Source organism: Streptomyces sp. LN549, assembly GCF_043203805.1.
In the GTDB taxonomy this organism is placed as follows: Bacteria; Actinomycetota; Actinomycetes; order Streptomycetales; family Streptomycetaceae; genus Streptomyces.
On record NZ_JAZHRI010000002.1, the window covers coordinates 791,465 to 816,424 of the forward strand.

Consider the following 24,960-nt stretch of genomic DNA (forward strand, 5'->3'; position numbering starts at 1 on the left):
GCCGACCGCACGGGAGGTGCGTTCCATGGCACGCCGACTCCGCTCCGTAGGCCTCGACTTCGTCGAGTCCGCTCCGTTGCGGCTGGTCTTCGCCGCCGAGGTGTCGGCTCCACCCGATGCCGTCTACCGTGCCCTGGCCGACGACGTCGAGGGCTGGCCCGGCTGGTTCACGCAGGTGAAGGTGGCGCTGCCGCTCGACGGGGGCGCGGGCCGCGAGGTGCGGTTGCGGGGCGGGATCGCGTTCCGGGAGACGGTCGTCGCCACCGATCCCGGCGAGCGGTACGCATACCGGGTCGATCAGTCCAACGCACCAGGCCTGCACGCCCTGTTGGAGGAATGGAGGCTGACCCCGGCCGGTACCGGCACCCGGGTGCAGTGGACCTTCGCAGCCGACGGTTCGCCGCTGTTCCGGTTCACGTTGCGGCGGGCGCGGGGGGCCGTGGGCAGGTCGTTCCGGGACGCGTTGCGCAGTCTGGACCGGCGGCTCTCGGCGGCCGCCGCCTGAGGGACGTATCGCTGCGGCACGCCCGGACTGTGCCGTGATGGAGGGGATCAGGACGAACTCTCCTCCTGCCCGGGCCAGTTGCCGCTGACCAGGAAGCGATCGATCGTCTGCGTGTACGGGTCGATGTCGAGGCCCTGGGCGGCCAGCCAGGTGTCGGAGTAGTACTTGTCGAGGTAGCGGTCACCCGGGTCGCAGATCAGGGTGACGATACTGCCGGTACGGCCCTGCGCGACCATCTCGGCGACCAGCTTGAAGGCGCTCCACAGCCCCGTGCCGGTGGAGCCGCCCGCCTTGCGGCCGATGGACCGTTCCAGGGCGCGCACGGCCGCGACGCTGGCCGCGTCCGGGACCTTCATCATCCGGTCGATGGCGCCCGGGACGAAGCTCGGCTCCATCCGCGGTCTGCCGATGCCCTCGATGCGGGATCCGCAGTCGCTGGTGGCGTGGGGGTCGTGGTTCGTCCAGCCGTCGAAGAAGCAGGAGTTCTCCGGATCGGGTACGCAGATGCGGGTGTCGTGCTGCATGTAGTGCACGTACCGCGCGATGGTGGCCGAGGTGCCGCCCGTGCCCGCTGTGGCGACGATCCAGGCGGGCTCGGGGTACCGCTCCAGCCTGAGCTGCTGGTAGATGGACTCCGCGATGTTGTTGTTGCCCCGCCAGTCCGTGGCCCGCTCGGCGTAGGTGAACTGGTCCATGTAGTGACCGCCGGTCTCCGCGGCGAGCCCGGCGGACTCCTCGTAGAGCTTGCGCGAGTCGTCGACGAAGTGGCAGCGGCCACCGTGGAATTCGATGAGCCGGCACTTCTCGGGGCTGGTGGTGCGTGGCATCACGGCGATGAACGGGACACCGATCAGTTTCGCGAAGTACGCCTCCGAGACGGCGGTCGAACCGCTCGACGCCTCGATCACGGGCTTGCCGGGACGGATCCAGCCGTTGCAGAGCCCGTAGAGGAACAGCGACCGTGCCAACCGGTGCTTGAGGCTGCCGGTGGGGTGCGTCGACTCGTCCTTGAGATAGAGGTCTATGCCCCAGCTCTCGGGCAGCGGGAATCGCAGCAGATGGGTGTCGGCGGAGCGGTTGGCGTCGGCCTGGACCTTGCGGACGGCCTCCTTGAGCCAGGCGCGGTACGCCAGGTCGGTACGGTCGATGTCGACGGTCGCCACGGCTTCGCCGTCGTGCCTGTGCTCACTCGTGTCCATCAGCGCGCTTCTCCTCGTACGACCGGTCTCGGCGAGCTCCACGATATGCCCCCTACCTGGGCAAACGTTGACTTTGATACTCCATAGCACTGCCTTGGTGCTGCGGGCCGTGCAGGCGGACCAACGCGTCGGGAATGGATACTTGCGTCCCGTTCCGCCCTGGTGCACACGCTCCCGGTTGTGCACACTTCCTCTCAGGGGCGCAAACGGAGGGGGCGAAGGGACCGTGCACGAAACGGAGTTCAGTGAGACGGGCGTACGCATCGACCGGTGGGCGCGCTCGCTCACCCGAGCCGGGCAGGTCACCGTCAAGGACGGCAGGGTGGCCCTGCTCACCAGCTACGGCCGGGAGATCGACAGTGCGCCGGCGGGGACGGTGAGCGCGGGCCGACCGTGGTTCGCGCGCGCGGACGCGACAGTGGCGCGGGTCAACGGGACGCGGTACCGGCTGACGATGCAACGACGCCGCGGCAAGCCCGATGACACCGCCCCCGCTCACCGCTTCCTCGAGGCCGTGCGCAGGGCGGGGGGCCGGCGGGGCTGACGGAGCGGCGCCGCGGAGACACCGCGAGTTGCGGAGCGGTGGCAGCTGGGCGACATTGGAGACGCGTCACTCATGGTTCACCAGCGGTGACACTGCGATCCGGGCCTCCGGCCAGTATCAGCAGCCAGCCATCCACTGGATCCGTTCCTTCGTCTTCTTCCGGACCTACTTCGGGGAGTCGCAGCCGTGATCAGCGAGCCAAGCAGGCACTGCACGGTGGAGCTCCAGGCCCTGCCGTCGCGGATCGGTCAGGTCCGCAGAATCATCTCGGCGCAATTGCGCTACTGGCACCTCGATCCTCTGGTCGACCAGGCAGCGCTCGGCGTCACAGAACTGCTGACCAATGTCCACCGGCATGCACAGCCGGACAAATCATGCACCGTCGAGGTCGAGTTGCTGCTCGAACGGCTGACGGTGTCCGTCCACGACCACGACCCACGGCTGCCGACCGTGCGCGAGGCCAGTGACTCCAGTACGTCGGGGCGCGGACTCGCACTGATTGCCGCGGTCAGCGAGAGCTGGGGCGTCCGCCCCCGGGGCGGAGCGGGGAAGGTGGTCTGGTTCACCCTTCCCACGCCCTCCCTGTTCACCACGCATCCACCGCATGCGTTGTACGGGGCGACGACCGACGGGCCGTTCGAACTGAGCGGCATCACGGCGCCGGAAGGCGTGTCGCCCTCGGTGGCACGGTCGGTGGTCATCGGCTGACGCGGCAGGAGTGGGGCGCCCCTTGTGCGGGCGCCCCACTCGCTTCTTGGCGGGGCGCCTCCCGGGGCGCCCCCTTCTGCCGTACCCGTCCTCCGCCTTGCAACTGCACGCACCGGGCGCCGCGCGCCCGCCAGGAATCGCGGGACAGCCGTTAGTCGGTGGCGATGGCGCGGAGCACGTCCAGCCGCGCCGCCCGCCGGGCCGGCCGCCAGCCGGCCAGTGCGCCCGCCGCGATGCCCACCAGGGCGACCACGAGCAGCCGCATCGGCGGCAGTGCGAAGGCGAACGCGGTGTCGCCCGCACCCTCGGAAGCCTTGACCAGCACCCAGCCGAGGAAGCCGCCCAGCAGAAGACCGCCGGCCGTACCGAACGCGGCGACCAGGACCGATTCCCAGCGGACCAGGGCGCGCAGCTGCTTCCTGGTCTGCCCGACCGCCCTCAACAGGCCCAGTTCCCTGGTGCGTTCATGGATGGCCAGGGTCAGCGTGTTCGCGATGCCGAGCAGGGCGATCAGTACCGCCAGGGCCAGCAGCGCGTAGACCAGGGTGAGCATCATGTCGATGCCGCCCGCCGAGGACTGCGCGTACTCACCGCGGGTCTGCACGTCCGGGTTCCCGTACGCGGCAGCGGCCTGCTCGACCGCGGCCTTGCCGTCGGTTGTGGGCACCCCGTCCTTGAAGGAGACGGCAACCAGCGAGTCGGAGTCCTGGCCGCGGTGCGGGGCCCAGGCCTGGCGGGTGATGACGTAGTCCCCGGCCAGCTCGGACCGTCCGTACACGGCCCGGACGGTGAAGGTGTGCTCCTTGCCGTCGGTGAAGGTGAGCCTTGCGGTGGAGCCGGTGTGCAGCCCGCGCCTGCCCGCCTCGGTGTCCGAGACGGCGAGTCCGTCTGCCCCCAGCGTCTTCATCGACCCCTCGATCCGGCCGAGGTCGAAGACCGTGGCCAGCGCTGCCGGGTCGGTGACGGTGAGAGCGCGTCCGGAGCCGTTGACCTGTGCGACGCCCTTGCCCAGGCCGACAGCGGTGGCCACGTCCGGCAGCCGGTCGACGGCCGGAGCCAGGCGGGGGCTGAGACCGCTGCCGCCGGCGCCGAAGGATGGGGCGCTGATGGCCACGTCGCCGGCGAACGAACGGTCGACGGTCTGGTTCATGGTGGCCTTCAGTGAGGCCCCGAACACCGTGAAGAGCGAGACCACCGCGACGCCGATCATCAGGGCGGTCGCGGTCGACGCGGTCCGCTTCGGGCTGCGCAGCGCGTTGCGCCGGGCCAGGTGGCCGGTGGCGCCGCGCAGCCGGCCGAGCGGCGCGCCGAGAATCCGTACGGCGCAGGAGGAGGCGACCGGGCCGAGCACGACGAAGGCGGCGAGGGCCAGTACCGCGCCGACGGCCGACAGCCAGACGGACGGGTCGGCCAGGACGCCGGTCAGGATCACCCCGACCGCGGCGAGCAGCAGCGCGAGCCCGGTGACAGCACGGGTCCGGGAGGCGGCCGAGTCGTCGACGGCGGTCTCGCGCAGAGCTGCCAGGGGTGCGGTGCGTCCGGCGTGGAGGGCGGGCACCAGGGCGGAGCCGACACAGACGACGACGCCGACGGCGAGCGGCAGCAGCATGGACACGCCGCTGATGACGAGGGAGCCGTCGGGGAACGGGAATCCGATCGCGGGGAAGAGCGCCTGGAGTCCGGCGGCGATCCCGATGCCACCGGCCAGACCGGCCGCGGAGGCGGCCACGGCCACGATGCCTGCCTCGGTCAGGGTCGAGCCGAGGATCTGCCGTCGGGAGGCACCGAGCGCGCGCAACAGGGCGTTCTCCCGGGTTCGCTGGGCGACGACGATGGCGAAGGTGTTGTGGATGGAGAAGGTCGCGACCAGCAGCACGATGCCGGAGAACACCAGCAGCAGGGTGGTGAACAGACTCAGGAAGGCGCCCGAGATCATGTCCTGGTCCTCGGCGGCCGATGCCTGTCCGGTGATGGCCTCGGTGTCGGGTGGCAGCACGGTCCGCAGTGCGTCGACGAGTTCCTGCTGGCTGGTGCCGGGATCGGCCCGGACCTGGATGCCCGACGCCTGGCCGGGCTTCGGGGTGAGGTGCTTCTCGGCGTCGGCGAGCGTCATTCCGGTGTACGTCACCTGCGCCATGCCGTCCTCGCCACCGAAGGTGGCCAGGCCGACGACGGTGACACGGACCGGGTCGGGGGTGCGCAGGACGGTCGTGTCGCCGATCTTCAGCCCGCCCTTTTCGGCGGTGCCGCGGTTGACGACGACCTCGCCGGGCGCGGAGGGGGCGTGTCCCTCGGCGAGCCGGTAGGGGTTGAGCTTCGGGTCGTCGATCCAGTTACCGGCGAGGGTGGGCGGCCCCTGGCCGCCGATGGGCTTGCCGTCGGCTCCGATCAGCTGGCCGGCGCCCTGGATGTCGGGGGCGGCAGCGGCGACCTGGGGCAGCTTGTCGATGCGGCGCACGAGGCCGGTGGACACGGGCTGCCGGGTGCCCTCGGACTCGCCGGAGACGGTGACGACGTTGGTGCTGCGGACGACGGCGTCGGTGCCGCTCGCGGCATTGCCGAACATCGTGTCGAAGCTCGCGCGCAGGGTGTCCCCCATGACGAGGGTGCCGGCAAGGAAGGCGACGCCGAGCAGGACGGCGGTCAGGGTGCCGACGAAGCGGCGCCGGTGGGTACGGAGCGAGGAGAGGCCGATGCGCACGGAGGCGCGGGTGCTGTTCATGACGTCCCCCGGGTGCCCGGTGCGGGGTCGAGGGCCTTGAGGCGGTCGAGTACGCGTTCGGCGGTGGGGTCCGGCATCCGGTCGACGAGCCTGCCGTCGGCCAGGAAGACGACTTCGTCGGCGTGCGCGGCGGCGACCGGGTCATGGGTCACCATGACGACGGTGCGGCCGGTCTGCCGGACCGTGCGGGCCAGCAGCCGGAGCACCTCCTGGCCGGCGCGCGAGTCGAGGTTGCCGGTGGGTTCGTCCGCGAAGACGACGTCCGGATCCCCTGCGAAGGCCCGGGCGACGGCGACGCGCTGCTGCTGGCCGCCGGAGAGTTCGCTGGGCCGGTGGTGCAGCCGGTCGCGCAGTCCGACGGTGTCGACGAGCGCGTCCAGCCGGGCCCGGTCCGAGCGCTCCCCCGCCAGGTCCATGGGGAGCGTGATGTTCTCGGCGACGGTGAGCGTCGGCAGGAGGTTGAAGGCCTGGAAGACGAACCCGATGCGCCGGCGGCGCAGCAGGGTGAGCCTGCGGTCGTCGAGCGCCCCGAGTTCGGTGTCCCCGATGAAGGCGGTGCCGGAGGTCAGGGTGTCCAGTCCGGCGGCGCAGTGCATCAGCGTGGACTTGCCGGAGCCCGAGGGCCCCATGATCGCGGTGAAGCGGCCGGCCGGGAAGCCGACGCTCACCCCGTCCAGGGCCCTGACCTCGGTGTCGCCCGTGCCGTAGACCTTCACGGCGTCGACGACCCGGGCGGCGGCCGTCGTGTCGGTGACGGGGGCGGTGGTGGTCATGCCGCACCACCCTTGCCGAGGGTGCCGAACTGCTCGTCGAGGACGGAGAGCCGGCGCCAGTACTCGTCCTCGTCGATCTCGCCGGCGGCGAAGCGCCGCCCTAGCAGGGTGATCGGTGAGGCTTCGGCGGGACCGTTCTGTGCCGCGCGGGCCTGCCAGGGGCTGCGTCGGCCGCGCCAGACGGTGCGCCGCAGGACGGTGACGACGGTGATGACGACGGCCGCCCAGACGAGCGGGAAGAGGAGGACCCACGGTCCGGGTCCGCCGTCGAAGGCGAGGGTGTTCATCTCGGTCAGCTCCTCGGTTCACGGTTCGGATGCACGCTTCGCTGTCATCACCGAGCCTGTCTCCACAAGGGGGTCCGCGTCGTCGTACGGCCAGCGGCAGTGCGCGTACCCCGCCGGGAGTAGACGGCGGTCCCCCGGCTGCTCCCGGACGCCGGCCGCCGGACATCTGGATTTCTGTACCTACTGGTATGTACAGTGGTTGCATGAGCACTTCGGACCGTCTGATCGAATCCACCAGGGAGCTCCTGTGGGAGCGCGGGTATGTGGGTACCAGCCCAAAGGCCATCCAGCAGCATGCGGGCGCGGGCCAGGGCAGCATGTACCACCACTTCGCCGGCAAGCCCGATCTCGCCCTTGCGGCCATCCGGCGCACGGCCGAGGAGCTGCGTGCCACGGCGGCCCGGGTGCTGGACGCGCCGGGGCCGGCGTACGAGCGGATCTCGGGCTATCTGCTGCGTGAGCGCGATGTGCTGCGCGGCTGCCCGGTCGGGCGGCTGACGATGGACCCGGAGGTCATCGCGAGCGACGAGCTACGGGCGCCCGTCGACGAGACGATCGCGTGGCTCCGCGGACGGCTCGCCGCGATCGTCCAGGAGGGCCTGGACAACGGCGAGTTCACTCCTTCGCTGGTGCCCGATGACATCGCGGCGGCAGTCGTCGCGACCGTGCAGGGCGGCTATGTGCTGGCCCGCGCCTCGGGCTCGACGGACGCCTTCGACGCGGCCGCACGCGGGCTGCTGGCGCTGCTCGCGCCTCGTACGGAAGCTTCCTGACTCCCTGTCATACGTCACCCACCCCGAGGAGCACCTCGCGCATGCGCATCACCAGGAACCGGCCCGACACACAGTGCGGACCGGCCGAGCACTTCAACGGCACCGTCTGGATCGACGAGGTCGCGGCGCCCGAAAAGCCGTCCAGGCTACGACTGTTCAGCGTGCACTTCGCACCGGGCGGTCACACCGGCTGGCACACCCACCCGCACGGCCAGGTCCTCCACGTCACCGAGGGCGAAGGCCTTGTTCAGCGCAGGGGCGGGCCCGTGGAGGCGATCCGGGCGGGCGACACGGTGTGGATCGACCCGGACGAGTGGCACTGGCACGGCGCCGCACCGCGCACGTTCATGACCCATCTCGCCCTCGTCGAGGCAGCCGAGGACGGCAGCACCATCCACTGGCACAGCGAGGCCCGCGTCCCCGAGTACCCGGCAGCCTGAGGAGCGCACGATGCACGCGATGCAGTACGAGATCACGTTGCCCGCCGACTACGACATGGGCATCATCCGCGACCGGGTGGCGACGCGGGGCCATCTCATGGACGCCTTCCCGGGGCTCGGCATCAAGGCGTACCTGATGCGGGAGCGCGGCGAGGACTCCCCGGTCAACCAGTACGCGCCGCTCTACCTGTGGACCGGCCCCGAGGGCATGAGTTCCTTCCTCCGGGGGCCCGGATTCCAGGGCGTCGTGCAGGACTTCGGGCGCCCGGAGGTGCAGCACTGGACCGGCCTGTCGTACGAGGAGGGCCCGTCGTCGGCCACGCTCCCCCGCTCGGCCACCCGCCTCCGCTCCGCCGTCCCGCCCTCGACCGCTCCGGCGGACGCGATCGGGGCCGCGCTGGAGGAGAGCCGGCGGCTCGCGAAGGTGCCCGGTGCGGTCGCCACGGCACTGGCCGTCGACCCCCGCCACTGGGAACTGCTCCACTTCACGCTCTGGGACCATCCCGCGCCGCAGGAGGCCGGAGACCGTTACGAGGTGCTCCACCTCAGCCGGCCGGAGCGTGACCGGCTCGAGGAGGGACGCCAGTGGTGACCGCCGTCCGCACCGTCCTCGGGGACATCCCCGCTGGCGAGCTGGGTGTGTGCGACGCCCACGACCATCTCTTCCTGCGCAGTCCCGTGCTGCCGGGCCAGGAACTCGACGACCCCGCGGCGGCGGCCGAACGGCTGCGGGCCTTCAGCGGGTTCGGCGGCCGGTCCGTGGTGCAGTGGACGCCGTACGGCATGGGGCGTCGAGCCGATGCGCTGGCCGATCTGTCCCGTTCGACGGGTACGCATGTGGTGGCGGCCACGGGGCTGCACCAGGCCGTGCACTACCCGGCCTCGCTGCTCGACCGGATCCGGGGCGATCTCGCCTCGCTGTTCGTCTCCGAACTGACTGTGGGGATCGGCTCCACGACGGTGCGGGCGGGCCTGATCAAGGTCGCCGGCGCCTTCCACGCGGTCGACGCCCACGCCCGGCTCACCATGACGGCGGCCGCCGAGGCACATCACCGTACGGGGGCGCCGATCGCCGTCCATCTGGAGCTGGGTACGGCCGCCCCGGACGTACTCGACCTCTTGTGCGGCCGGCTGGGCGTCCCGCCGGACCGCGTGATCCTCGGGCATCTCGGCCGGTCGCCCGACGGAGCGGCCCAGAGGGAGGTGGCGCGGGCCGGGGCGTTCCTCGCCTTCGACGGTCCCTCGCGCGCCCACCATGCGACGGACTGGCGGCTGCCCGAGGAACTCGCGGCGTTGGCCGGGGCCGGGTTCGGCGGGCAGTTGCTGCTGGGCGGTGACACCACCGTGCCGGAGACCCCGGGCATGCCGCATCTGCTCCGCCGGCTGCGCCCCCGGCTGAGCGAGGTGCTGGGGGCCGGCACCGTGGAGGCCATGCTGGTCGCCAACCCGGCACGGGCGTTCGCGTTCGCGCCACCGCCGGCCGCCTGACGGGCGGGCGACCGGCGTCGAAGCGACAATCGGCCGCCCCGCCTCAGGCGAGCGCGCCCAGCGGGTCGTCCAGCACCGGCTGCCAGGCCAGCTCCGCCGCGCCGACCAGGCTGTTGTGGTCGAGGGTGCAGGGCAGGATCGGCACGCTGCCGCTGCGTCCCCACAGGCTGCGGTCCGCGACCACCGCGCGCAGCCGTTCCGGGTCGGCGTCCAGCAGGGCGCGGTGCAGGCCGCCGAGGATGATGCGGTCCGGGTTGAGGATGTTGACGAGTCCGGCGAGGCCGAGGCCCAGCCGGTCGATCAGTTCCTCCGCGGCGTTGCGCACCGCCACGTCGCCGTACTCGTTGCGCAGCAGGTCCCCGGACTGCTTGAGCAGCGACTCCTCGGGGCCGGGTGCGCGTCCGGCCGCGGTCAGGAAGGCGAGCGGGTCGGTCTCGACGTCGAGACAGCCGCGGCCGCCGCAGTGGCAGGGCCGGCCCTCGGGGTTGACGGTGAGATGGCCGACCTCCAGGGCAAGCCCCGAACTGCCTGTGTGCAGACGGCCGTCCAGGACGAGGGCGCCGCCTACACCGCGATGGCCGGTGGCGACGCACAGCAGGTGCTGGGCCCCGCGCCCGGCTCCGTGACGGTGCTCGGCCAGCGCGGCGAGGTTGACGTCGTTTCCGGTGAACGCCGGCCCGGTGATGCCCGCTTCGCGGACGCATGTGGCGAAGATCTCCCGGACCGGGGCGCCGGCGGGCCAGGCGATGTGGAGCGGGTTGAGGGCGGTGCCCTCCGGCTCCGCGACGGCGGACGGCACCGCGAGGCCCGCCCCGACGCATCGCAGACCACTGTCGCGCAGCAACCGTGCGCAGTCGTCCACGACTTCACCGATGACCTGGGCGGGATCGGCCGTGATGGTGACGCAGCCAGGGGCGGTCGCGACGAGCCGGCCGCCGAGCCCGACCAGCGCGGCCCGGAATCCGTCCGCGTGCACCTGGGCGGCGAGGGCAACCGGCCCGGACTCGCGCACGGCCAGCCGGTGCGAGGGCCGGCCCTGCGAGCCGGCGGCCGAGCCGGGGCTGGAGTCGACCTGGATCAGGCCGAGCGCCTCCAGCTCCGCGGCGACCGCTCCGGCGGTGGCACGGGTGACACCCAGCTCGGAGGTGAGGACGGCGCGGGTGGGCGCGCGTCCGGTGTGGACCAGCTCCAGCGCGGGCCCGAGCGCGCTGCGGCCCCTCTCCAACTTCGTCCGGGTGGTGGTCACCTTGCCGTTCATGGGGGCGAGTCTCCCATGATCCGGAGGTGGTGCGGACGCCACTGCGCCCACCTCCTCGCCCGCGCCGCCCTGCTCCACGGCGTGGAACGACCGCCCGTGTCACGTCATCCGGGCCGGGTGGGCGGCCGTCTTGCGCCTGTCGTCCACGGGCCCCTATGCTGAGTTTGTGCCGCAACTAAACAAACTGCGGACGGCCTTGCCGGGGGGACCGGGCGGAAACACCGCCCCACCTCCATCGACACGCCTCCGTACCGCGCTGACCGTGTTCTTCGCCCTCGACGGTTTCCTCTTCGCCGGCTGGGTGGTCCGCATCCCGGCCATCAAGCAGCAGACCGGCGCCTCGGCCTCCACCCTCGGCCTCGCACTTCTCGGCGTGTCCGCCGGCGCCGTGATCACCATGATGCTCACCGGCCGGCTCTGCCGCCGTTTCGGCAGCCATCCGGTGACCGTGGTCTGCGGCGTCCTGCTGCCGCTCAGCATCGCGCTGCCCGCCCAGACGCATTCGGCACTCTCGCTCGGGGTGGTGCTGCTGGTGTTCGGCGCCGCGTACGGCGGCATGAACGTGGCGATGAACAGCGCGGCAGTGGATCTGGTCGCCGCCCTCCGGCGTCCGGTTATGCCCAGCTTCCACGCCGCGTTCAGCCTCGGCGGCATGATCGGCGCCGGACTGGGCGGTCTTGTCGCGGGCGGCCTCTCGCCCTCCGCGCACCTGCTCTGCCTGACCGGAATCGGACTGCTCGTCACCGCCTTCGCGGGCCCGGTCCTGCTGCGGTACCCGTCGCGCAAGCCCGCCCCGAAGGCGGCCGACGGCGAGGCGGGCCCCCGGGGCCTGAGCGGACGGGCACGCCGTGTGGTGATCCTGTTCGGCGTGATCGCGCTCTGCACCGCGTACGGCGAGGGGGCCCTGGCCGACTGGGGTGCTCTCCACCTGGAGCAGGACCTGCACGCCCACCCCGGGGTGGCGGCAGCGGGATACTCGCTGTTCGCGCTCGCCATGACGGCGGGCCGGCTCACCGGCACGGCACTGCTCGAACGGCTCGGGCAGACCCGCACCCTGGTCGCGGGCGGCACCACCGCGGCGGCCGGAATGCTGCTCGGCTCGCTCGCCCCGACCGCCTGGCTCGCGCTCGTCGGATTCGCCGTCACCGGGCTCGGCCTGGCCAACATCTTCCCGGTGGCGGTCGGCAGGGCAGGCGAGCTGGCCGGTCCCGGCGGAGTGGCCGCGGCCTCGACGCTCGGCTACGGCGGCATGCTGCTCGGACCGCCGGCGATCGGCTTCCTGGCCGACTGGTCCTCCCTGCCCGTGGCCCTGACCACGGTGGCACTCCTGGCCGTGGCCGCGGCGGCGCTGGGATACGGGGCACGCAACGCGGCGCACACATGAGTGAGTAGCCGTACTCAGGCAGGAACGGTTCTCCCGCCGCAGGATGGAGACGTAACGCCCCCTCCCGCCGGCTGTCGTCGGGCGAGGTCGTAGGCCATCGACGGGGAGCACTCCATGAACAAGCCGGTCCTGACCAAGCAACACGTCCATGCGCTCGCACGCCTCACGTTCGGCAACGCCGCATCGCTGATCTACCTGGGTGTGGTGGCGGCGACAACGGTGTTCGTCGCGGTGGACACGCTGTTCGTCTCCCACGACGACGCCTCGTTCGCCGGGGTGTGGCTCTTCCTTCTGGCGGCGCCGACCGTCTTCGTCTTCTTCGTCGGCAGTACGATGCTGGGCGCGGAAACGGCGGGGCCGGCCTGGTTCGTCCACCTGGCCCTGGTCGTGTCCGTGCTGGTGCAGTCGCTCGCGCTGGGCTGGTTCGTACGGCTGATGCGCGGCGGCCGCGGCCGGGCCCGTCAGGCCCGCCCCCAGGGCGCCTGATCCCCTGACAGAATCCCTGCCATGAAGATCACGGAGCACATGGAGTCCCTGGCCGCCGAGGGCCGCTTGCTGGCGGACGCTGCCGAGGGGGCGGGGACCGGGGCGCCGGTGCCGACCTGTCCGGGCTGGCAGGTGCGCGACCTGCTCAGGCACACCGCGATGGTGCACACCTGGGCGGCCGCCTTCGTGACCGAGGGCCACACCTCGTACGTCCCCGACGCCGGGGAGCCGGACCTGGACGGGCCCGAGCTGCTCGACCGGTTCCGTGCGGGGCACCAGCTCCTGGTGGAGGCGCTGGAGCGCGCACCGGAGGATCTGGACTGCTGGGCCTTCTTCGCGGCGCCGTCACCCCTGGCCTTCTGGGCGAGGCGGCAGGCGCACGAGACGACGATCCACCGGGTGGACGCGGAGTCCGCTCGCGGCGGGGCCCTCTCCCCCGTGGCGTCCGCCCACGCGGTGGACGGCATCGACGAGCTGCTGCACGGGTTCCACGCCCGCCCGAAGAGCAGGGTCCGGACCGACGTACCGCGCACGCTGCGCATACGGGCCACGGACACGGACACCGTGTGGACCGTACGGCTCTCCGCCGAGCCCCCGGCAGCCGTGCGCGAGGACGGGCCGTCCGTACTGCCGCCCGTGGACTGCGAGTTGAGCGCCACTGCCCAGGAGCTCTACCTCACGCTCTGGAACCGGCGGCCTCTCACGGCTCTTGCGGTGGAGGGCGACCCCGACCTCGCGCGGCTGTGGCGCGAGCGCTCCTCGGTCACCTGGTCCTGAGCCGGCCCCGGCACGCGTCGGGCGGGCTTGTCCGCCCGCCACCGCGCCTGTGACACTTCGGAGATGGGACAGAGAATCCAGGCGGACCGCGACGCCATGACCGTCGAGATCGGCTTCGCCCTGCTGACCGGAGCCCTGCTGGCGGCGGCCGCGTTCATCGTGGTCTGCGCCCCCGCCCTCCTGTCGGCGTCGGGCGGCGGTGTGGGCCCCGGGCACCTCGTCGCCGCAACCGTCGTGGCATCGCTGGTCTTCGTGGGCCGCGTCGTCGACGTGCTGTGGCGGTTCGGTCGCCGTGACACCGAGCGCGAGGTGGGCAGGCGCGGCCCCCTGCTGCCGGATCAGCCCAGCCAGCCCGGCCGCACCAGCCCCGACTCGTAGGCCAGCACGACCAGTTGAGCCCGGTCGCGGGCGCCGAGCTTCACCATGGTCCGGCTGACGTGAGTCTTGGCGGTGAGCGGGCTGACGACGAGCCGGCGGGCGATCTCCTGGTTGGACAGGCCGATGCCGACCAGCGCCATCACCTCCCTCTCCCTGTCGGTCAGTTCATTCAGCGCGGTCGCTGCGGCGGGCTCCTTGGACCGGGCGGCGAACTCGGCGATCAGGCGGCGCGTGACGCCCGGCGACAGCAGCGCGTCACCGCCGACCACCGCCCTGACGGCCCGCAGTAGTTCCTCCGGCTCGGTGTCCTTGACCAGAAAGCCGGAAGCTCCGGAGCGGATCGCCTCGAAGACGTACTCGTCGAGCTCGAAGGTGGTGAGCATGACGACCTTCACGTCGTCGAGCGCCGGGTCCCGGGTGATCGTGCGGGTCGCGGCGAGGCCGTCGAGGTGCGGCATGCGGATGTCCATCAGCACGGTGTCCGGCCGTAGTTCACGCACCAGGCGGACGGCCTCCTCACCGTCGGCGGCCTCGCCCGCCACCTCGATGTCCGGCTGGGCGTCCAGCAGGGCCCGGAATCCCGCCCGGACCAGCAGCTGGTCATCGGCGAGCAGTACGCGAATCACGGAGTCTCCTTCTGGTGCGCCGCCCGGCCCGAACCATCGGCCGGCAGCGGAAGTTCGGCTCGTACCCGGAAGCCGCCGTCGGGCCGGGTCCCCGCCTCGATCGTGCCACCCAGGGCCGCCGCCCGCTCCCGCATCCCGGCCAGCCCGTTGCCGCTGCCCCCGGCGTCCGTGCCGGTGGCAGGACCCTCGTCGTCGATACGGAGCGTGATGCGTTCCGGCCCGTATCCGACCCGGACCTCCGCGGTGCGCGAACCGGAGTGCCGCACCACATTGGTCAGCGCCTCCTGGATGATCCGGAAGGCGGCCAGGTCCGCGCCGGGCGGAACGGTCCCGCGTACGCCGTCCGTACCGACGGTGACGGTCAGTCCGGTGCTCGCGGCCTGTTCCACCAGCTCGGGGAGCCGGTCGAGTCCGGGGGCCGGCGCCCTGGGCGCGTCACCGGGCGCACGGAGGGTGTCCAGGACCTGTCGCACCTCGCCGAGCGCCTCCTTGCTGGCGGCCTTGATGGTCGTGAGCGCCGTACGGGCCTGCTCGGGATCGGTGTCGAGCAGGGCCAGTCCGACACCCGCCTGGACGTTGATGACGGAGATGCTGTGCGCGAGGACGTCATGGAGCTCACGCGCCATTCGCAACCGCTCCTCGTCGGCCCGCCGCTTCTCCGCGAGTTCCCGCTCGGCACGCTGTGCGGCCCACTGCTCACGGCGTACGCGGACGAACTCGGCGGCCGCGACGATGGCCACCACCCAGGCGGCCACACCCACTTCCTGCCCCCAGGGCGACGCGGCGTCGTCGTCCGGAGGCAGCCAGCGGTAGAGCCAGTGCCCCACCAGGAGATGCCCCACCCACACCATGGCGACCGCCGACCACGCGGCCCGCCGGTGTCCGGCGACGACGGCACTGAAACAGCCCACGGCGACGGTCAGGAAGACCGGTCCGTACGGGTAGCCGGCGCCGAGATAGAGCGTTGCCGCGGCCGAGGCCCCGAAGACGGACACGACAGGGTGACGGTGGCGGAACAGCAGTACCGCCACAGCGGCGATCAGCAGCAGCCGGGCAAAGAGGTCGAGGGGGGCCTTCTCGTCCAGCTGCCCGCGGGCCGCGATCGTGGAGCCGGCCATGACGACGACGCCGAGCAGGAGCGTGGACGCCCAGGGCAGCCGGCCGGCGGACCGGCCCCGCGTGCCCGTCAGCCAGCGCGGCGGCTCGCCGTTGTTCCAGAATCCCCACGGGCCCTGCGGGCCGGTCGTCCGGCCGTCCGGCCCGCCGCGCACCCAGGGCGGGCGACGCGACGATCCGCCCTGATTCCCGGGGGGACCGCCGCCGGTCTCTGCGCGCTGCTCTTCCATGGCGGCCACGCTAGACCGCACACCCGGGCCCGGGCGTCCGCCGGGCGTGGTGATCACCCGTACTCCCCGGGGAGTACGGCGAACAGGGCGGGCCGGGGCCCAGGTCCTGTCCGGTGCATCACGGCCGGGCTCGCGACCGATCCGCGGCAGGGACCGCCCTGCTGGCCCTACCGAGGGCCGCCGAGCAGGCCGACCGTACGGGCCAGCTCCGTCACGGCCTGCCGGAAGAAGACCTCGCGGGCCTCCACCACGCGGTTGAACTGGCCGAAGATCTCGAACGACAGCAGTCCGAAGAGCTGGGACCACGCGGCGACGAGCGGCACTGCCACGGCCGGCGGAAGCCCCGGGGCGATGTCCGCGGCAAGCCGTTCGGCCTCGGGGCGCAGTTCCTCGGCGAGCGGCGGCAGCGCGAGCCCTTCCTCGCGGTGCGCGTCCTCGACGACGGCGATCAGGGCGAGGCCGACCCGGGACGCGGGACCGATGGTGTCCTGCGGCGCGGTGTAGCCGGGCACGGGCGATCCGTAGATGAGCGCGTACTCATGGGGGTGTGCCAGGGCCCAGTCCCGTACGGCGCACGCGACCGCGACCCAGCGGGCCAGATGAGCGGCGGGCGGCCGGGCGGGTGCGGGGGCCCCTGTTGCCTCTTCCACCGCCGTCCGGTGGGCGTGCTCGGCGGCTTCGCCGACGGAGTCGTAGGCATCGATGATCAAGGCGGTGAGCAGCTCGTCGCGGCTGGGGAAGTAGCGGTAGAGCGCCGAGGACACCATGCCGAGTTCGCGTGCCACGGCGCGCAGCGAGAGCTTCGCCGCACCTTCGGCGGCGAGCTGTTTCCTCGCCTCCTCCTTGATGGCGGTGGTGACCTCGATACGGGCCCGTTCCCTGGCTCCCCGGATAGCGCTCATGGTCGCCAGTCTGCCACGAAACGGGAGCACCGACCAATAACGAGAGCAGCGCTCTTGCTTTTGAGCACGGGTTCCGTGCACACTGATCTCAAGCGAGAGCACCGCTCTCTCAAACAGTGGGGGTCCCCATGTCGCAGCCGTATTACCTTCAGGGCAGCCCGTTCGCCATCCGCATGAACAGCGTCATCGGCTGGCTGGCGCGACACGGAGTCAGCCTGCTCGGTTCGCAGGAGCTTTCAGTGCGGGGCCGCAAGAGCGGGCAACTGCAGCGCATCCCCGTGAACCTCCACACCTACGAGGGCGTGCAGTACCTCGTCTCCGCACGGGGACACTCTCAGTGGGTGCGCAACATGCGGGCCGCAGGCGGCGGTGAGCTGCGGGTGGGCCGCAGGACCCGCGCCTTCACAGCCGTCGAGATCGCGGACGACGAGCACAAGATGATCGTCATCCGCGCCTACCTGGAGCGCTGGGGCTGGGAGGTCAACCAGTACTTCAAGGGCATCACGGCCAAGTCCACGGACGCCGAACTGCTGGCGGCCTGCCCCGACCACCCCGTTTTCCGGATCACCGTCGAGAGCTGACCCGCGGCCGGATCGCCGTACCTTCCCGATCCGGCCGGACCTCTGATGTGCCGCCGGCCGCGACAGTCGCTAACGGTCCATCGCCGACAGCGCCCGCTGCGCCAGCGGGTGCGAACGGACCAGTTCGGCCAGCGAGGTCGTCCCCCGGGTGATGCCCGCGAAGGCGTTCCACGCGGGACGGAAGCCCGTCAGCACCGCGTGCAGCATGCCCGGACGCCGCTCGAAGAGCTTCAGCATGCGCCGTCCCACGCTCATCTCGACGCCGAGACCGGCCTTGATGGCGAACGCGTAGTTGAGCGCCTGACGGCGGGCGTCCACCGCGTCGTGCGACTCCGCCACCCGCACCGCCCACTCACCGGCGAGGCGTCCCGAACGCAGCGCGAACGAGATGCCTTCCCGGGTCCAGGGCTCCAGCAGGCCGGCCGCGTCCCCGCACACGAGTACCCGGCCGCGCGAGAGCGGCGAGTCGTCGCTGCGGCAGCGCGTCAGATGACCGGAGGAGATCTTCGGCTCGAAGCCGGCCAGACCGAGCCGCGCGATGAAGTCCTCCAGATACCGCTTGGTGCCGCCGCCGTCACCACGCGCCGAGATCACCCCGACCGTCAGGGTGTCCCCCTTGGGGAAGACCCAGCCGTAACTCCCCGGCATGGGGCCCCAGTCGATCAGCACCCGGCCCGCCCAGTCCTCCGCGACGGTCTCCGGCACGGGGATCTCGGCCTCCAGGCCGAGATCCACCTGGTCGAGCTTCACCCCGACATGTGCTCCTATCCGCCCGGCGCTGCCGTCCGCGCCCACGACCGCACGGGCCAGGACGGTCTCGCCGCCGGAGAGTACGACCGCGACCGTACGCCGGTCGGGCACGGCCGCACCGTGCTGCTCGACCCGGGAGACCGTCGCCCCGGTACGGAGTTCGGCACCGGCCTTCTGCGCCTCCTCGACCAGGCCCGCGTCGAACTCCGGGCGGTTGATGAGGCCGAAGAGCATGCGCCTGGAGCGACGGGTACGTGCCAGCCTGCCGTTCAACGAGAACGTGACCGCGTGGATCCGGTCCCGCAGGGGCAGTTCGAAACCGGGCGGCAGCGCATCGCGCGAATACCCGATGATGCCGCCGCCGCACGTCTTGTAACGGGGCAGTTCCGCCTTCTCCAGGAGCAGTACCCGACGGCCGGCGACCGCCGCCGCGTATGCCGCGGAGGCTCCCGCCGGTCCGGCGCCGACTACGACGACGTCCCACACGGACGACTCTTCGTGCTCATGTCCGGCGTCTGCGTTCTCGCTGCTCACGATGTGCTTCTGCTCCCGATCCGACCAGTGGCCCAAGCTGCTTCCGGCATCCTACGGCGCATTGCGGCCGGGCCCTGCTGTGGGAGGATCGGCCGAGCCTCCGCCGTACCTGCAACGCCGCACTCCTGGCGCTCATGTACCCGGAATACGTACACATAACGTCGCACCTACGAGGAGCGTGCCCATGACCGCCCATCCGATTTCCGAGACCGTCGCCTCGCTGATGCCCCGCGCCAAGGCGGAGCTGACCGAGTTGGTGGCCTTCCAGTCGGTGGCGGATCCCGCGGTCTTCCCGAAGAGCGAGTGCGAAGCGGCCGCCGCCTGGGTCGCCGACGCGCTGCGCGCCGAGGGATTCCAGGACGTCGCCCTGCTCGACACCCCGGACGGTACCCAGTCCGTCTACGGCTTCCTGCCCGGTCCGGCCGGAGCGCCCACCGTGCTGCTCTACGCGCACTACGACGTGCAGCCGCCGCTCGACGAGTCCGCCTGGCTCTCGCCGCCGTTCGAGCTGACGGAGCGTGACGGCCGCTGGTTCGGCCGGGGCTCGGCCGACTGCAAGGGCGGTTTCATCATGCACCTCCTCGCGCTGCGCGCCCTCAAGGCGAACGGCGGGGTCCCGGTCTCGGTCAAGGTGATCGCGGAGGGCTCGGAGGAGCAGGGCACCGGCGGCCTGGAGCAGTACGCACAGGCGCACCCGGAGCTGCTCGCCGCGGACACCGTGGTGATCGGCGACACCGGAAACTTCCGGGTCGGTCTGCCGACCGTCACCTCGACACTGCGCGGGATGACGATGCTGCGGGTGCAGCTCGACACGCTCGAAGGCAACCTTCACTCCGGCCAGTTCGGCGGCGCCGCGCCCGACGCCCTGGCCGCGATGATCCAGCTGCTCGCGTCGCTGCGCGCCGAGGACGGCACGACGACCGTCGACGGCCTCACGACGGACGCGAAGTGGGACGGTCTGCAGTACCCGGAGGAGGAGTTCCGCAAGGACGCCAAGGTCCTCGACGGGGTCGAACTGATCAGCACGGGTACGGTCGCGGACCGGATCTGGGCGCGCCCCGCCGTCACGGTCATCGGGATCGACTGCCCCGCGGTCGTGGGCGCGACGCCCTCGGTGCAGGCGAGCGCACGGGCGCAGATCAGTCTGCGCGTACCGCCGGGCCAGGACGCGGGCGAGGCCACGAAGCTGCTGACCGCGCACCTGCGGGCGCACGCCCCGTGGGGAGCGCGGATCTCGGTGGAGCAGGTCGGCCAGGGGCAGCCGTTCCGCGCCGACATCACGAGCCCCGCGTACACCGCGATGGCGGACGCCATGCGGATCGCGTACCCGGGCCAGGAGATGCAGTCCTCCGGGATGGGCGGCTCGATCCCGCTCTGCAACGCGCTGTCCGAGCTGTACCCGGAGGCGGAGATCCTGCTGATCGGACTGAGCGAGCCCGAGGCGCAGATCCACGCGGTGAACGAGAGCGTGTCCCCCGAGGAGCTGGAGCGGTTGTCGGTGGCCGAGGCGCTGTTCCTGCAGAACTACGCCGCCTCCAAGAAGGCCTGAACAGCCGGGCGGAACGGACGGCGCCCCGTTCCGCCCGGCCGGCCGCTACGCACCGAGCGAAGCTCGCCCCGAGCGTAGTTCCGTGCGGCGGACGCCCGCTGCTGCGTACGTTCGCTGCATGGAACTCGTCTAGGTGCTTCCCCAGCTGCACATGTTCCGCTTCCCGATCGGCCAGGCCTATCTCTGGCGGGACGGGTCGGAACTGACCCTGATCGACGCGGGTGACGTGAACGCGGCGCCCGCCATCGAGAACGCGGTTCGCGGTCTCGGTCTCGAAACCGCCCGCATCGCCCGGATCGTCATCACACACGGCCATCGCGACCACTACGGCGCGGCCCAGGAACTCGCCGATCGCCACGGCGCCGAGATTCTGGCGCACCGGCTCGACGCGCCGGTGATCCGCGGCGAGGAGGAGATCGGCGATCCGGTCCTGCTCGACCGGGAACGCCCGCTGTACGCGAACGGGCTGAAAGTGCCCGTGGCTCCGCCGACCCGGGTCGACACCGAACTGTCCGACGGCGCGGTGCTGCCGTTCGGCGGTGGGGCACGGGTGGTCCACTCCCCCGGCCACACCCCGGGGGCCATCGGTCTCCATCTGCCCCGCCACGGGGTGTTGTTCACGGGTGACTGCGTCGCCGAGGCGGGGCGCGTGATGCTCGGCGTGATCAACATCGACCGCGCGCAGGCCGTGGCCTCGTTCCGGCGGCTGGCCGCGCTGGAGGCGGCCACGGTCTGCTTCGGCCACGGCGACCCCCTCACCACCGACGCGGTCGCGGTCATGCACGCCTCAGCCGACCGGGACGCCGCCCTCCAGGTTGAGCACGGCTGAGCGCTCCCGGGCGCGCAGCGCCCAGCGCAGCCTTTCGTATCTGGTGGGCGGCAGCATGGTGGCCGCCTCCTCCTCGGTGACGAACCGCCAGCCGCGCAGTTCGGAACCGGGGAGCACCAGCCGTTCGGCGACCGCACCCGGCAGCGTCCCGCCGTCGAACAGCAGCCGCAGCCCTCCGTATCCGGGTGGCTCGGGCGCCTCCCAGTCGATGACGAGGAGCCCGGGCACCCGATCGAGTTGGATCCCTATTTCCTCGGCCACCTCCCTGATCCCGGCCTGCGCCGGTGCCTCGCCCGCCTCCACCACCCCTCCGGGGAACTCCCAGCCGGGCTTGTACGTGGGGTCGACGAGCAGCACACGGTCGTGTTCGTCGAAGAGCAGCACGCCGGCCGCGACGGTCTCCGCGGTGGGGTCGGGTGTCTGGACGATCTCGCAGGCCGGGGCCGTCCCGGTACGCACGGCCTCGGCGATGAGCTCGGCCGTCTCGCGGGGGGTGAGTGCGCTGTTGTCGATGGTGTGTGCGTCCCGGGTGATCCAGTCGAGCGCCGAACGGTAGGGCTCGATACGGTCGTGCGCCCACTGCCCGGTCCCGCCGGCCGTCCCGGGATCGTCGGGGAACTCGGCCCGGTGGGCGATCCGTTGACGCAGGATCGTTTCCTCAGGTGAGAGCAGGACATGACGCACCGCGATGCGCCGGGAGGCGAGCCCTCCGAATATCTCGTCGCGATACTCCTGTCGCAGCAGCGTCATCGGCACCACCAGTACCCCGCCGACCTCGGCCAGCAGCGCAGCCGCCGTGTCCACCACGAGACGCCGCCAGATCGGCAGGTCCTGGAAGTCGGTCACCTCTGCGAACCGCTTCTGGGGCAGCAGGGAACCCAGCCCCGTGCCGGTCAGTTCCGGGTCGTAGAAGGTGCTGTTCGGGATCAGATCGATCAGTTCACGCGCGGCGCTGGTCTTGCCCGCGCCGAACGCACCGTTGATCCAGACGATCACGGTTCCCCCTCTTCCGTAGCCCCCTGTGGCTTGCCCGCAACACCCTGCCGCGAAAACACGACTGTGGCGATGACGTTGCACGAACGCAACCGCGCACCGCGGCCGGCCGGCGTCTTCCCGTACGGAAGCAGGCGCGGGCGCCCCGGCCGCATCCGGCCGTAACGGCGGCGGCGGGGCGTCGTTGGAGCGGACAGCAGAACGAACGACAGGGGGCGGACCGTGCGTCGCACCGTACTTGAGCAGTTTCCGGCAGGCGGCCCGCGGGGCAGCTGGCCCGCGGAAGAGTTCGCAGCGGCCCGCCGGGGCGAGGGCGTCGCGGCGGAGGTCGTGATGGATCTGGAACAGGACGCGTTCCTGGTGGTCGTACCGCAGCAGTCGGCGGACCGGGGCCGCTGACGTCCGGGGCGCGCCGGTGGAACGGCCCGACGCCGCAGGTCAGTCGGTCGGACCGGTGTTGCCCTGCTCCGGTTCCTCGTGGGACCGCTCGGGCCTGCGTGCCGACACCGCGGTGAAAAGGGTCCAGCCGTCGATCATCCGGGGCACCGCGTCCTCCGGGTCCCAGCCGTGGGCGGCCACCGCCTCGTCGTACAGCGCGCGAACGGTCCCCGTCTCGTGCAGGTTGAGGTAGGCACCCTCCGTGCCCACCGCGCCGGAGTGCAGCAGCCCGTCGGGCACCAGCCGGCCAGGCCCTGCCCGGAAGATGATCTCCAGTCGCCCCCGGCCGTCCCGCTGACAGAGGGCGAGGGTTTCCCGGCAGACATGCAGCCCGCCCTCGTCCCTCTCGTGCCGGTGACGCACCGACCAGAGGAAGGTGGTGCCCTCGACGACGAGGCGGCGGGACTTCTTCTCGCTGCGGGCCATCCCGCGATGCTAGGGCGTGTCGCCCCGCCAGTCCCACATTTTCGGGTTGTCCGTCCGCGGTCCGTACTCCGCCCTGCCGCCGGCCCCGTAGGCGCCGATCTCCGTGATCAGGGCGGAGCCGTCCGCGAGGGCGACCTCCGTCCAGCCGGTCACGTCCAGCAGCAGCCCGTCGAGCGGGCCACCCACCAGCTCCCGGTAGACACGTCCCGGCCGGGGCCCCGGGTCGGGGTCGTCGTGATCGGCGCCGTACACCCGCCGCCGCATGATCTCGTCCATGCATGCAGGATCGCACCCGCCACTGACAACGTCGTCGGTGAGTGGCCTGTGTGACTCGATCGGCGGCACGCCCCCTCGTCCTGGCTGTGCCCACGCAGATCCCGGCTGGTGGCGGTCGGGGGAAACCGGCTGTGCAGGGTGGTCCCGGAGGCGGGACGCCTTGATCCCCCAACTCCTTGCCAGTTCAATCAACGCATGACCGAGACCGATGCCGACCGGCGCGCGTGGGCCGCGCTGACCAAGGGCTCTCAGCTTTCCGAGCGCACCACTCAGGCGTGGTTGCGCGGTCTGGGCTCCAACCGGGCGGCACCGACGGAGGTACTCGTCAGCCTGTTCGACGCGGGGAAGAGCCCCTCCGCGCACTTCCTGTACCGCGACGACCTCCCGACCGGTGTCCTGGACGCGGCGGTCGTCCACTCCGCACGGAGCATCCGTGCCTTGGCAGCCGAATCGGGACAGCTCTCATCCGCGCAGTGGACTCGGCTCCTCGACGCCACTCCGGCTTCGGGCTTCCGCGATCTTCTTGCGGAGGTGGCAGCGGAGCAGACCGCGTTCCGGGCGTCGGGAGCACGCATCGGTGTCGAGGAGGCGCCGGGCTCCGGGGCCCGGCCGCCTTCGAGTCCGGCCGAGATCACGGCGATGGCGGCCACGGTCTCCGACATCAGCGCCGATGACCGCACGTACGCGGTGTGGTGGATCGCCGCCCTCCACACCGACGCAGCCGCGATGCGCCGGCTCGCGGTGTCGCCGAACCTTCGGATCCGCAGAAGCGTGGCCCGCGCCCCGCGCCTTCCTTCGGACGTGGTGGACATGCTCGCCCACGACGAGGACCGGATCGTGCGCCTCTTCCTCGCCGAGTCCTGCGAGGACGCCCCCGCGGACCTGCTCCTGGAGGTGTGGAGCTGGTGGCCCGGCAGCTTCTCCTTTCCCGGGCGCCCCCGCAATCACCCCAACTTTCCCCGCCACGACCTGCTCCGCTTCGCCGAGGACCCGAACCCCCGGTTCCGCCTTCTGGCGCTCGACGATCCCTCATCGTCCACCACGCTGGTCGAACGGTTCAGCCGTGATCCCGACGCCCATGTGCGCGGCAGCGCCGCCGCTGACCCGCGGCTGTCGCCCGAATCCGCTGTCCGGCTGGCCGGCGATGCCGACGGAGGTGTCCGCCGGACCGCCTGGCACAACCCCGTCCTGCCGCCGGAAGTCCTGGTCTCCTTGCTCCTCGACGAGCACAGCGCTGAGGACGCGGCCCGGAACCCGGCGATTCCGACGGCCGTCATGCACCGCATGGTTTCCCTGGCCGCTCTACCCCCTGCGCCAGCGGTGCCAGATGCGGGTGCCGGGTGATCGTCGTCATGCGGGGCCGGGGCTGCCTGGCTTCCCCGCATCGGAAGTCGGAGGCGGGTGCCGCACGGCCCGCTCCCAGGATGCGCCCGGGGCAGGGCGGGGAACGGTAGTCAGCGGGAAGCACATCAATGTTGGTCAACTCCCGGCAGATGGGCATGTGATGCCGGCCGATCCGGACGGCAACGAGTTCTGTGTACGGAGGCTCTGCCGGCGGGACCGCTGTCGGGTGGGCTGTGTCTCACAGACGTTCGCCCGGGAACGCGCGGCCACTCAGCTGTCCGTCACGAACCGGCTCAGCCGATACGTGGTTGGCTGCATCAGGCGGCCACACAGGGTGTCGATCCGAATCGTCGCCCCGTCGATTCGTGCCTCCCGGAGGCGGCGCAGTTGCGCGTGCAGCTCCGTCTGATCCCGGGTCTCAAAGATCACTTCCCACCGTCCCGCGTCCGGTGCCGTGCGAGCGGCGAGCCGCTGCCTCTCGGCTTCTTGCCGCCGCCTCCTCTTCCCCTGTCCTGGCACCTGCTCAGAATCACAGGCCTGCGACGACGTAGCAAGAGAACGGAGACGAGCACGCCTCCCTGACCGATCGCCGACCCGAGAGGTACGACGGAAGAAAGCGATCCCCCCACATCCAGGTCACAGGA

At 71.7% G+C, this 24,960-nt stretch carries 28 protein-coding genes; 16 read left to right on the forward strand and 12 right to left on the reverse strand.

Features of this window, described 5'->3' with window-relative positions:
• Window positions 1-25 precede the first annotated feature (25 nt).
• Window positions 26-505 carry an SRPBCC family protein gene (locus tag SH922_RS03565; protein ID WP_393054568.1) on the forward strand — a complete coding sequence of 160 codons (480 nt, stop codon included), beginning with the start codon at window positions 26-28 and terminating at the stop codon, window positions 503-505.
• A gap of 47 nt (window positions 506-552) precedes the next feature.
• Here the strand turns inward: SH922_RS03565 and SH922_RS03570 are convergent, their stop codons facing one another.
• The gene (locus SH922_RS03570; RefSeq protein ID WP_393054570.1) at window positions 553-1,704 is read right to left on the reverse strand and encodes a PLP-dependent cysteine synthase family protein; all 1,152 of its coding nucleotides are present in this window, start codon (window positions 1,702-1,704) and stop codon (window positions 553-555) included.
• 226 nt (window positions 1,705-1,930) lie between these two features.
• On the opposite strand from SH922_RS03570, the gene SH922_RS03575 reads away from it, so the two are divergent.
• A complete protein-coding gene (locus SH922_RS03575; RefSeq protein ID WP_393054572.1) occupies window positions 1,931-2,248 on the forward strand; it encodes a hypothetical protein in 318 nt (105 codons plus the stop codon).
• Window positions 2,249-2,434: 186 nt separating this feature from the next.
• Window positions 2,435-2,956 carry an ATP-binding protein gene (locus tag SH922_RS03580; RefSeq protein WP_393054574.1) on the forward strand — a complete coding sequence of 174 codons (522 nt, stop codon included), beginning with the start codon at window positions 2,435-2,437 and terminating at the stop codon, window positions 2,954-2,956.
• Window positions 2,957-3,107: 151 nt separating this feature from the next.
• On the opposite strand, the gene SH922_RS03585 is transcribed toward SH922_RS03580, so the two are convergent.
• Genes SH922_RS03585 through SH922_RS03595 form a run of 3 tightly spaced genes read right to left on the reverse strand, consistent with a single transcriptional unit; the run spans window position 3,108 to window position 6,738 of the window.
• Window positions 3,108-5,678 carry an ABC transporter permease gene (locus SH922_RS03585; protein ID WP_393054576.1) on the reverse strand — a complete coding sequence of 857 codons (2,571 nt, stop codon included), beginning with the start codon at window positions 5,676-5,678 and terminating at the stop codon, window positions 3,108-3,110.
• On the reverse strand, window positions 5,675-6,451 hold the full coding sequence (locus SH922_RS03590) for an ABC transporter ATP-binding protein (protein ID WP_393054578.1): 777 nt from the start codon (window positions 6,449-6,451) through the stop codon (window positions 5,675-5,677). Before SH922_RS03590 ends, SH922_RS03585 begins: the two co-directional genes overlap by 4 nt.
• The gene (locus SH922_RS03595) at window positions 6,448-6,738 is read right to left on the reverse strand and encodes an SHOCT domain-containing protein (protein ID WP_393054580.1); all 291 of its coding nucleotides are present in this window, start codon (window positions 6,736-6,738) and stop codon (window positions 6,448-6,450) included. The genes SH922_RS03590 and SH922_RS03595 overlap by 4 nt, the downstream gene beginning before the upstream one ends.
• A 203-nt stretch (window positions 6,739-6,941) precedes the next feature.
• Between SH922_RS03595 and SH922_RS03600 the strand changes: the two genes are divergently transcribed.
• From SH922_RS03600 to SH922_RS03615, 4 genes are read left to right on the forward strand one after another with little or no spacing between them, the layout of a single operon-like run.
• Window positions 6,942-7,511 (forward strand): TetR/AcrR family transcriptional regulator, encoded by a 570-nt coding sequence (locus tag SH922_RS03600; protein ID WP_393054582.1) that lies wholly within the window; start codon window positions 6,942-6,944, stop codon window positions 7,509-7,511.
• 41 nt (window positions 7,512-7,552) lie between these two features.
• Complete coding sequence (locus SH922_RS03605; RefSeq protein ID WP_393054584.1) at window positions 7,553-7,951, forward strand: cupin domain-containing protein; 399 nt, start codon at window positions 7,553-7,555, stop codon at window positions 7,949-7,951.
• Window positions 7,952-7,961: 10 nt separating this feature from the next.
• Window positions 7,962-8,543 carry a DUF4865 family protein gene (locus tag SH922_RS03610; RefSeq protein ID WP_393054586.1) on the forward strand — a complete coding sequence of 194 codons (582 nt, stop codon included), beginning with the start codon at window positions 7,962-7,964 and terminating at the stop codon, window positions 8,541-8,543.
• Entirely contained in the window at window positions 8,537-9,439 is a 903-nt protein-coding gene (locus SH922_RS03615; protein WP_393054588.1) for a phosphotriesterase, read from the forward strand. Before SH922_RS03610 ends, SH922_RS03615 begins: the two co-directional genes overlap by 7 nt.
• A 43-nt stretch (window positions 9,440-9,482) precedes the next feature.
• Here SH922_RS03615 and SH922_RS03620 read toward each other — a convergent pair whose 3' ends face one another.
• The gene (locus tag SH922_RS03620; protein WP_393054590.1) at window positions 9,483-10,697 is read right to left on the reverse strand and encodes an ROK family protein; all 1,215 of its coding nucleotides are present in this window, start codon (window positions 10,695-10,697) and stop codon (window positions 9,483-9,485) included.
• Between the two features lie 262 nt (window positions 10,698-10,959).
• Between SH922_RS03620 and SH922_RS03625 the strand changes: the two genes are divergently transcribed.
• From SH922_RS03625 to SH922_RS03640, 4 genes are all read left to right on the forward strand, one after another.
• Window positions 10,960-12,081, forward strand: coding sequence for an MFS transporter (locus SH922_RS03625; protein ID WP_393054592.1), 1,122 nt, complete (start codon window positions 10,960-10,962; stop codon window positions 12,079-12,081).
• A gap of 114 nt (window positions 12,082-12,195) precedes the next feature.
• A complete protein-coding gene (locus SH922_RS03630) occupies window positions 12,196-12,567 on the forward strand; it encodes an SCO4225 family membrane protein (RefSeq protein ID WP_393054594.1) in 372 nt (123 codons plus the stop codon).
• 21 nt (window positions 12,568-12,588) lie between these two features.
• Window positions 12,589-13,344: a maleylpyruvate isomerase family mycothiol-dependent enzyme gene (locus tag SH922_RS03635; RefSeq protein WP_393054596.1), complete on the forward strand. Its 756-nt coding sequence runs from the start codon at window positions 12,589-12,591 to the stop codon at window positions 13,342-13,344.
• A gap of 63 nt (window positions 13,345-13,407) precedes the next feature.
• Complete coding sequence (locus SH922_RS03640) at window positions 13,408-13,722, forward strand: DUF6332 family protein (RefSeq protein ID WP_393054598.1); 315 nt, start codon at window positions 13,408-13,410, stop codon at window positions 13,720-13,722.
• Here the strand turns inward: SH922_RS03640 and SH922_RS03645 are convergent.
• The 3 genes from SH922_RS03645 to SH922_RS03655 form a co-directional block, all read right to left on the reverse strand.
• Window positions 13,683-14,348 carry a response regulator gene (locus tag SH922_RS03645; protein WP_393054600.1) on the reverse strand — a complete coding sequence of 222 codons (666 nt, stop codon included), beginning with the start codon at window positions 14,346-14,348 and terminating at the stop codon, window positions 13,683-13,685. The genes SH922_RS03640 and SH922_RS03645 overlap by 40 nt on opposite strands.
• Window positions 14,345-15,694 (reverse strand): sensor histidine kinase, encoded by a 1,350-nt coding sequence (locus tag SH922_RS03650; RefSeq protein ID WP_393054602.1) that lies wholly within the window; start codon window positions 15,692-15,694, stop codon window positions 14,345-14,347. Before SH922_RS03650 ends, SH922_RS03645 begins: the two co-directional genes overlap by 4 nt.
• A gap of 167 nt (window positions 15,695-15,861) precedes the next feature.
• Window positions 15,862-16,596 (reverse strand): TetR/AcrR family transcriptional regulator, encoded by a 735-nt coding sequence (locus tag SH922_RS03655; RefSeq protein WP_393054604.1) that lies wholly within the window; start codon window positions 16,594-16,596, stop codon window positions 15,862-15,864.
• A 128-nt stretch (window positions 16,597-16,724) separates the two neighbouring features.
• Between SH922_RS03655 and SH922_RS03660 the strand changes: the two genes are divergently transcribed.
• Entirely contained in the window at window positions 16,725-17,177 is a 453-nt protein-coding gene (locus SH922_RS03660; RefSeq protein WP_393054606.1) for a nitroreductase family deazaflavin-dependent oxidoreductase, read from the forward strand.
• Window positions 17,178-17,246: 69 nt separating this feature from the next.
• On the opposite strand, the gene SH922_RS03665 is transcribed toward SH922_RS03660, so the two are convergent.
• Window positions 17,247-18,461, reverse strand: a complete 1,215-nt coding sequence (locus SH922_RS03665; RefSeq protein ID WP_393054608.1) for a geranylgeranyl reductase family protein — start codon at window positions 18,459-18,461, stop codon at window positions 17,247-17,249.
• Window positions 18,462-18,645: 184 nt separating this feature from the next.
• On the opposite strand from SH922_RS03665, the gene SH922_RS03670 reads away from it, so the two are divergent.
• The gene (locus SH922_RS03670) at window positions 18,646-20,010 is read left to right on the forward strand and encodes a dipeptidase (RefSeq protein WP_393054610.1); all 1,365 of its coding nucleotides are present in this window, start codon (window positions 18,646-18,648) and stop codon (window positions 20,008-20,010) included.
• A gap of 151 nt (window positions 20,011-20,161) precedes the next feature.
• The gene (locus tag SH922_RS03675) at window positions 20,162-20,839 is read left to right on the forward strand and encodes an MBL fold metallo-hydrolase (RefSeq protein ID WP_393063454.1); all 678 of its coding nucleotides are present in this window, start codon (window positions 20,162-20,164) and stop codon (window positions 20,837-20,839) included.
• On the opposite strand, the gene SH922_RS03680 is transcribed toward SH922_RS03675, so the two are convergent.
• Window positions 20,798-21,835 (reverse strand): NUDIX domain-containing protein, encoded by a 1,038-nt coding sequence (locus SH922_RS03680; protein WP_393054612.1) that lies wholly within the window; start codon window positions 21,833-21,835, stop codon window positions 20,798-20,800. The genes SH922_RS03675 and SH922_RS03680 overlap by 42 nt on opposite strands.
• Before the next feature lie 219 nt (window positions 21,836-22,054).
• On the opposite strand from SH922_RS03680, the gene SH922_RS03685 reads away from it, so the two are divergent.
• Window positions 22,055-22,231: a hypothetical protein gene (locus SH922_RS03685; protein WP_393054614.1), complete on the forward strand. Its 177-nt coding sequence runs from the start codon at window positions 22,055-22,057 to the stop codon at window positions 22,229-22,231.
• A 39-nt stretch (window positions 22,232-22,270) separates the two neighbouring features.
• Here the strand turns inward: SH922_RS03685 and SH922_RS03690 are convergent, their stop codons facing one another.
• Both SH922_RS03690 and SH922_RS03695 read right to left on the reverse strand, forming a co-directional pair.
• Window positions 22,271-22,696 (reverse strand): hypothetical protein, encoded by a 426-nt coding sequence (locus tag SH922_RS03690; RefSeq protein WP_393054616.1) that lies wholly within the window; start codon window positions 22,694-22,696, stop codon window positions 22,271-22,273.
• Window positions 22,697-22,705: 9 nt separating this feature from the next.
• Window positions 22,706-22,972, reverse strand: a complete 267-nt coding sequence (locus tag SH922_RS03695) for a hypothetical protein (protein ID WP_393054618.1) — start codon at window positions 22,970-22,972, stop codon at window positions 22,706-22,708.
• Window positions 22,973-23,167: 195 nt separating this feature from the next.
• On the opposite strand from SH922_RS03695, the gene SH922_RS03700 reads away from it, so the two are divergent.
• Window positions 23,168-24,316, forward strand: a complete 1,149-nt coding sequence (locus SH922_RS03700) for a hypothetical protein (protein ID WP_393054620.1) — start codon at window positions 23,168-23,170, stop codon at window positions 24,314-24,316.
• The last annotated feature ends 644 nt before the right edge of the window (window positions 24,317-24,960 follow it).

Coding starts and splice junctions, on each gene's coding strand:
- SH922_RS03565 (WP_393054568.1), top strand. CDS start 26: ATGGCACGCCGACTCCGCTCCGTAGGCCTCGACTTCGTCGAGTCCGCT.
- SH922_RS03570 (WP_393054570.1), bottom strand. CDS start 1,704: ATGGACACGAGTGAGCACAGGCACGACGGCGAAGCCGTGGCGACCGTC.
- SH922_RS03585 (WP_393054576.1), bottom strand. CDS start 5,678: ATGAACAGCACCCGCGCCTCCGTGCGCATCGGCCTCTCCTCGCTCCGT.
- SH922_RS03590 (WP_393054578.1), bottom strand. CDS start 6,451: ATGACCACCACCGCCCCCGTCACCGACACGACGGCCGCCGCCCGGGTC.
- SH922_RS03595 (WP_393054580.1), bottom strand. CDS start 6,738: ATGAACACCCTCGCCTTCGACGGCGGACCCGGACCGTGGGTCCTCCTC.
- SH922_RS03600 (WP_393054582.1), top strand. CDS start 6,942: ATGAGCACTTCGGACCGTCTGATCGAATCCACCAGGGAGCTCCTGTGG.
- SH922_RS03605 (WP_393054584.1), top strand. CDS start 7,553: ATGCGCATCACCAGGAACCGGCCCGACACACAGTGCGGACCGGCCGAG.
- SH922_RS03610 (WP_393054586.1), top strand. CDS start 7,962: ATGCACGCGATGCAGTACGAGATCACGTTGCCCGCCGACTACGACATG.
- SH922_RS03620 (WP_393054590.1), bottom strand. CDS start 10,697: ATGAACGGCAAGGTGACCACCACCCGGACGAAGTTGGAGAGGGGCCGC.
- SH922_RS03630 (WP_393054594.1), top strand. CDS start 12,196: ATGAACAAGCCGGTCCTGACCAAGCAACACGTCCATGCGCTCGCACGC.
- SH922_RS03635 (WP_393054596.1), top strand. CDS start 12,589: ATGAAGATCACGGAGCACATGGAGTCCCTGGCCGCCGAGGGCCGCTTG.
- SH922_RS03640 (WP_393054598.1), top strand. CDS start 13,408: ATGGGACAGAGAATCCAGGCGGACCGCGACGCCATGACCGTCGAGATC.
- SH922_RS03650 (WP_393054602.1), bottom strand. CDS start 15,694: ATGGAAGAGCAGCGCGCAGAGACCGGCGGCGGTCCCCCCGGGAATCAG.
- SH922_RS03655 (WP_393054604.1), bottom strand. CDS start 16,596: ATGAGCGCTATCCGGGGAGCCAGGGAACGGGCCCGTATCGAGGTCACC.
- SH922_RS03660 (WP_393054606.1), top strand. CDS start 16,725: ATGTCGCAGCCGTATTACCTTCAGGGCAGCCCGTTCGCCATCCGCATG.
- SH922_RS03670 (WP_393054610.1), top strand. CDS start 18,646: ATGACCGCCCATCCGATTTCCGAGACCGTCGCCTCGCTGATGCCCCGC.
- SH922_RS03675 (WP_393063454.1), top strand. CDS start 20,162: ATGTTCCGCTTCCCGATCGGCCAGGCCTATCTCTGGCGGGACGGGTCG.
- SH922_RS03690 (WP_393054616.1), bottom strand. CDS start 22,696: ATGGCCCGCAGCGAGAAGAAGTCCCGCCGCCTCGTCGTCGAGGGCACC.
- SH922_RS03695 (WP_393054618.1), bottom strand. CDS start 22,972: ATGGACGAGATCATGCGGCGGCGGGTGTACGGCGCCGATCACGACGAC.
- SH922_RS03700 (WP_393054620.1), top strand. CDS start 23,168: ATGACCGAGACCGATGCCGACCGGCGCGCGTGGGCCGCGCTGACCAAG.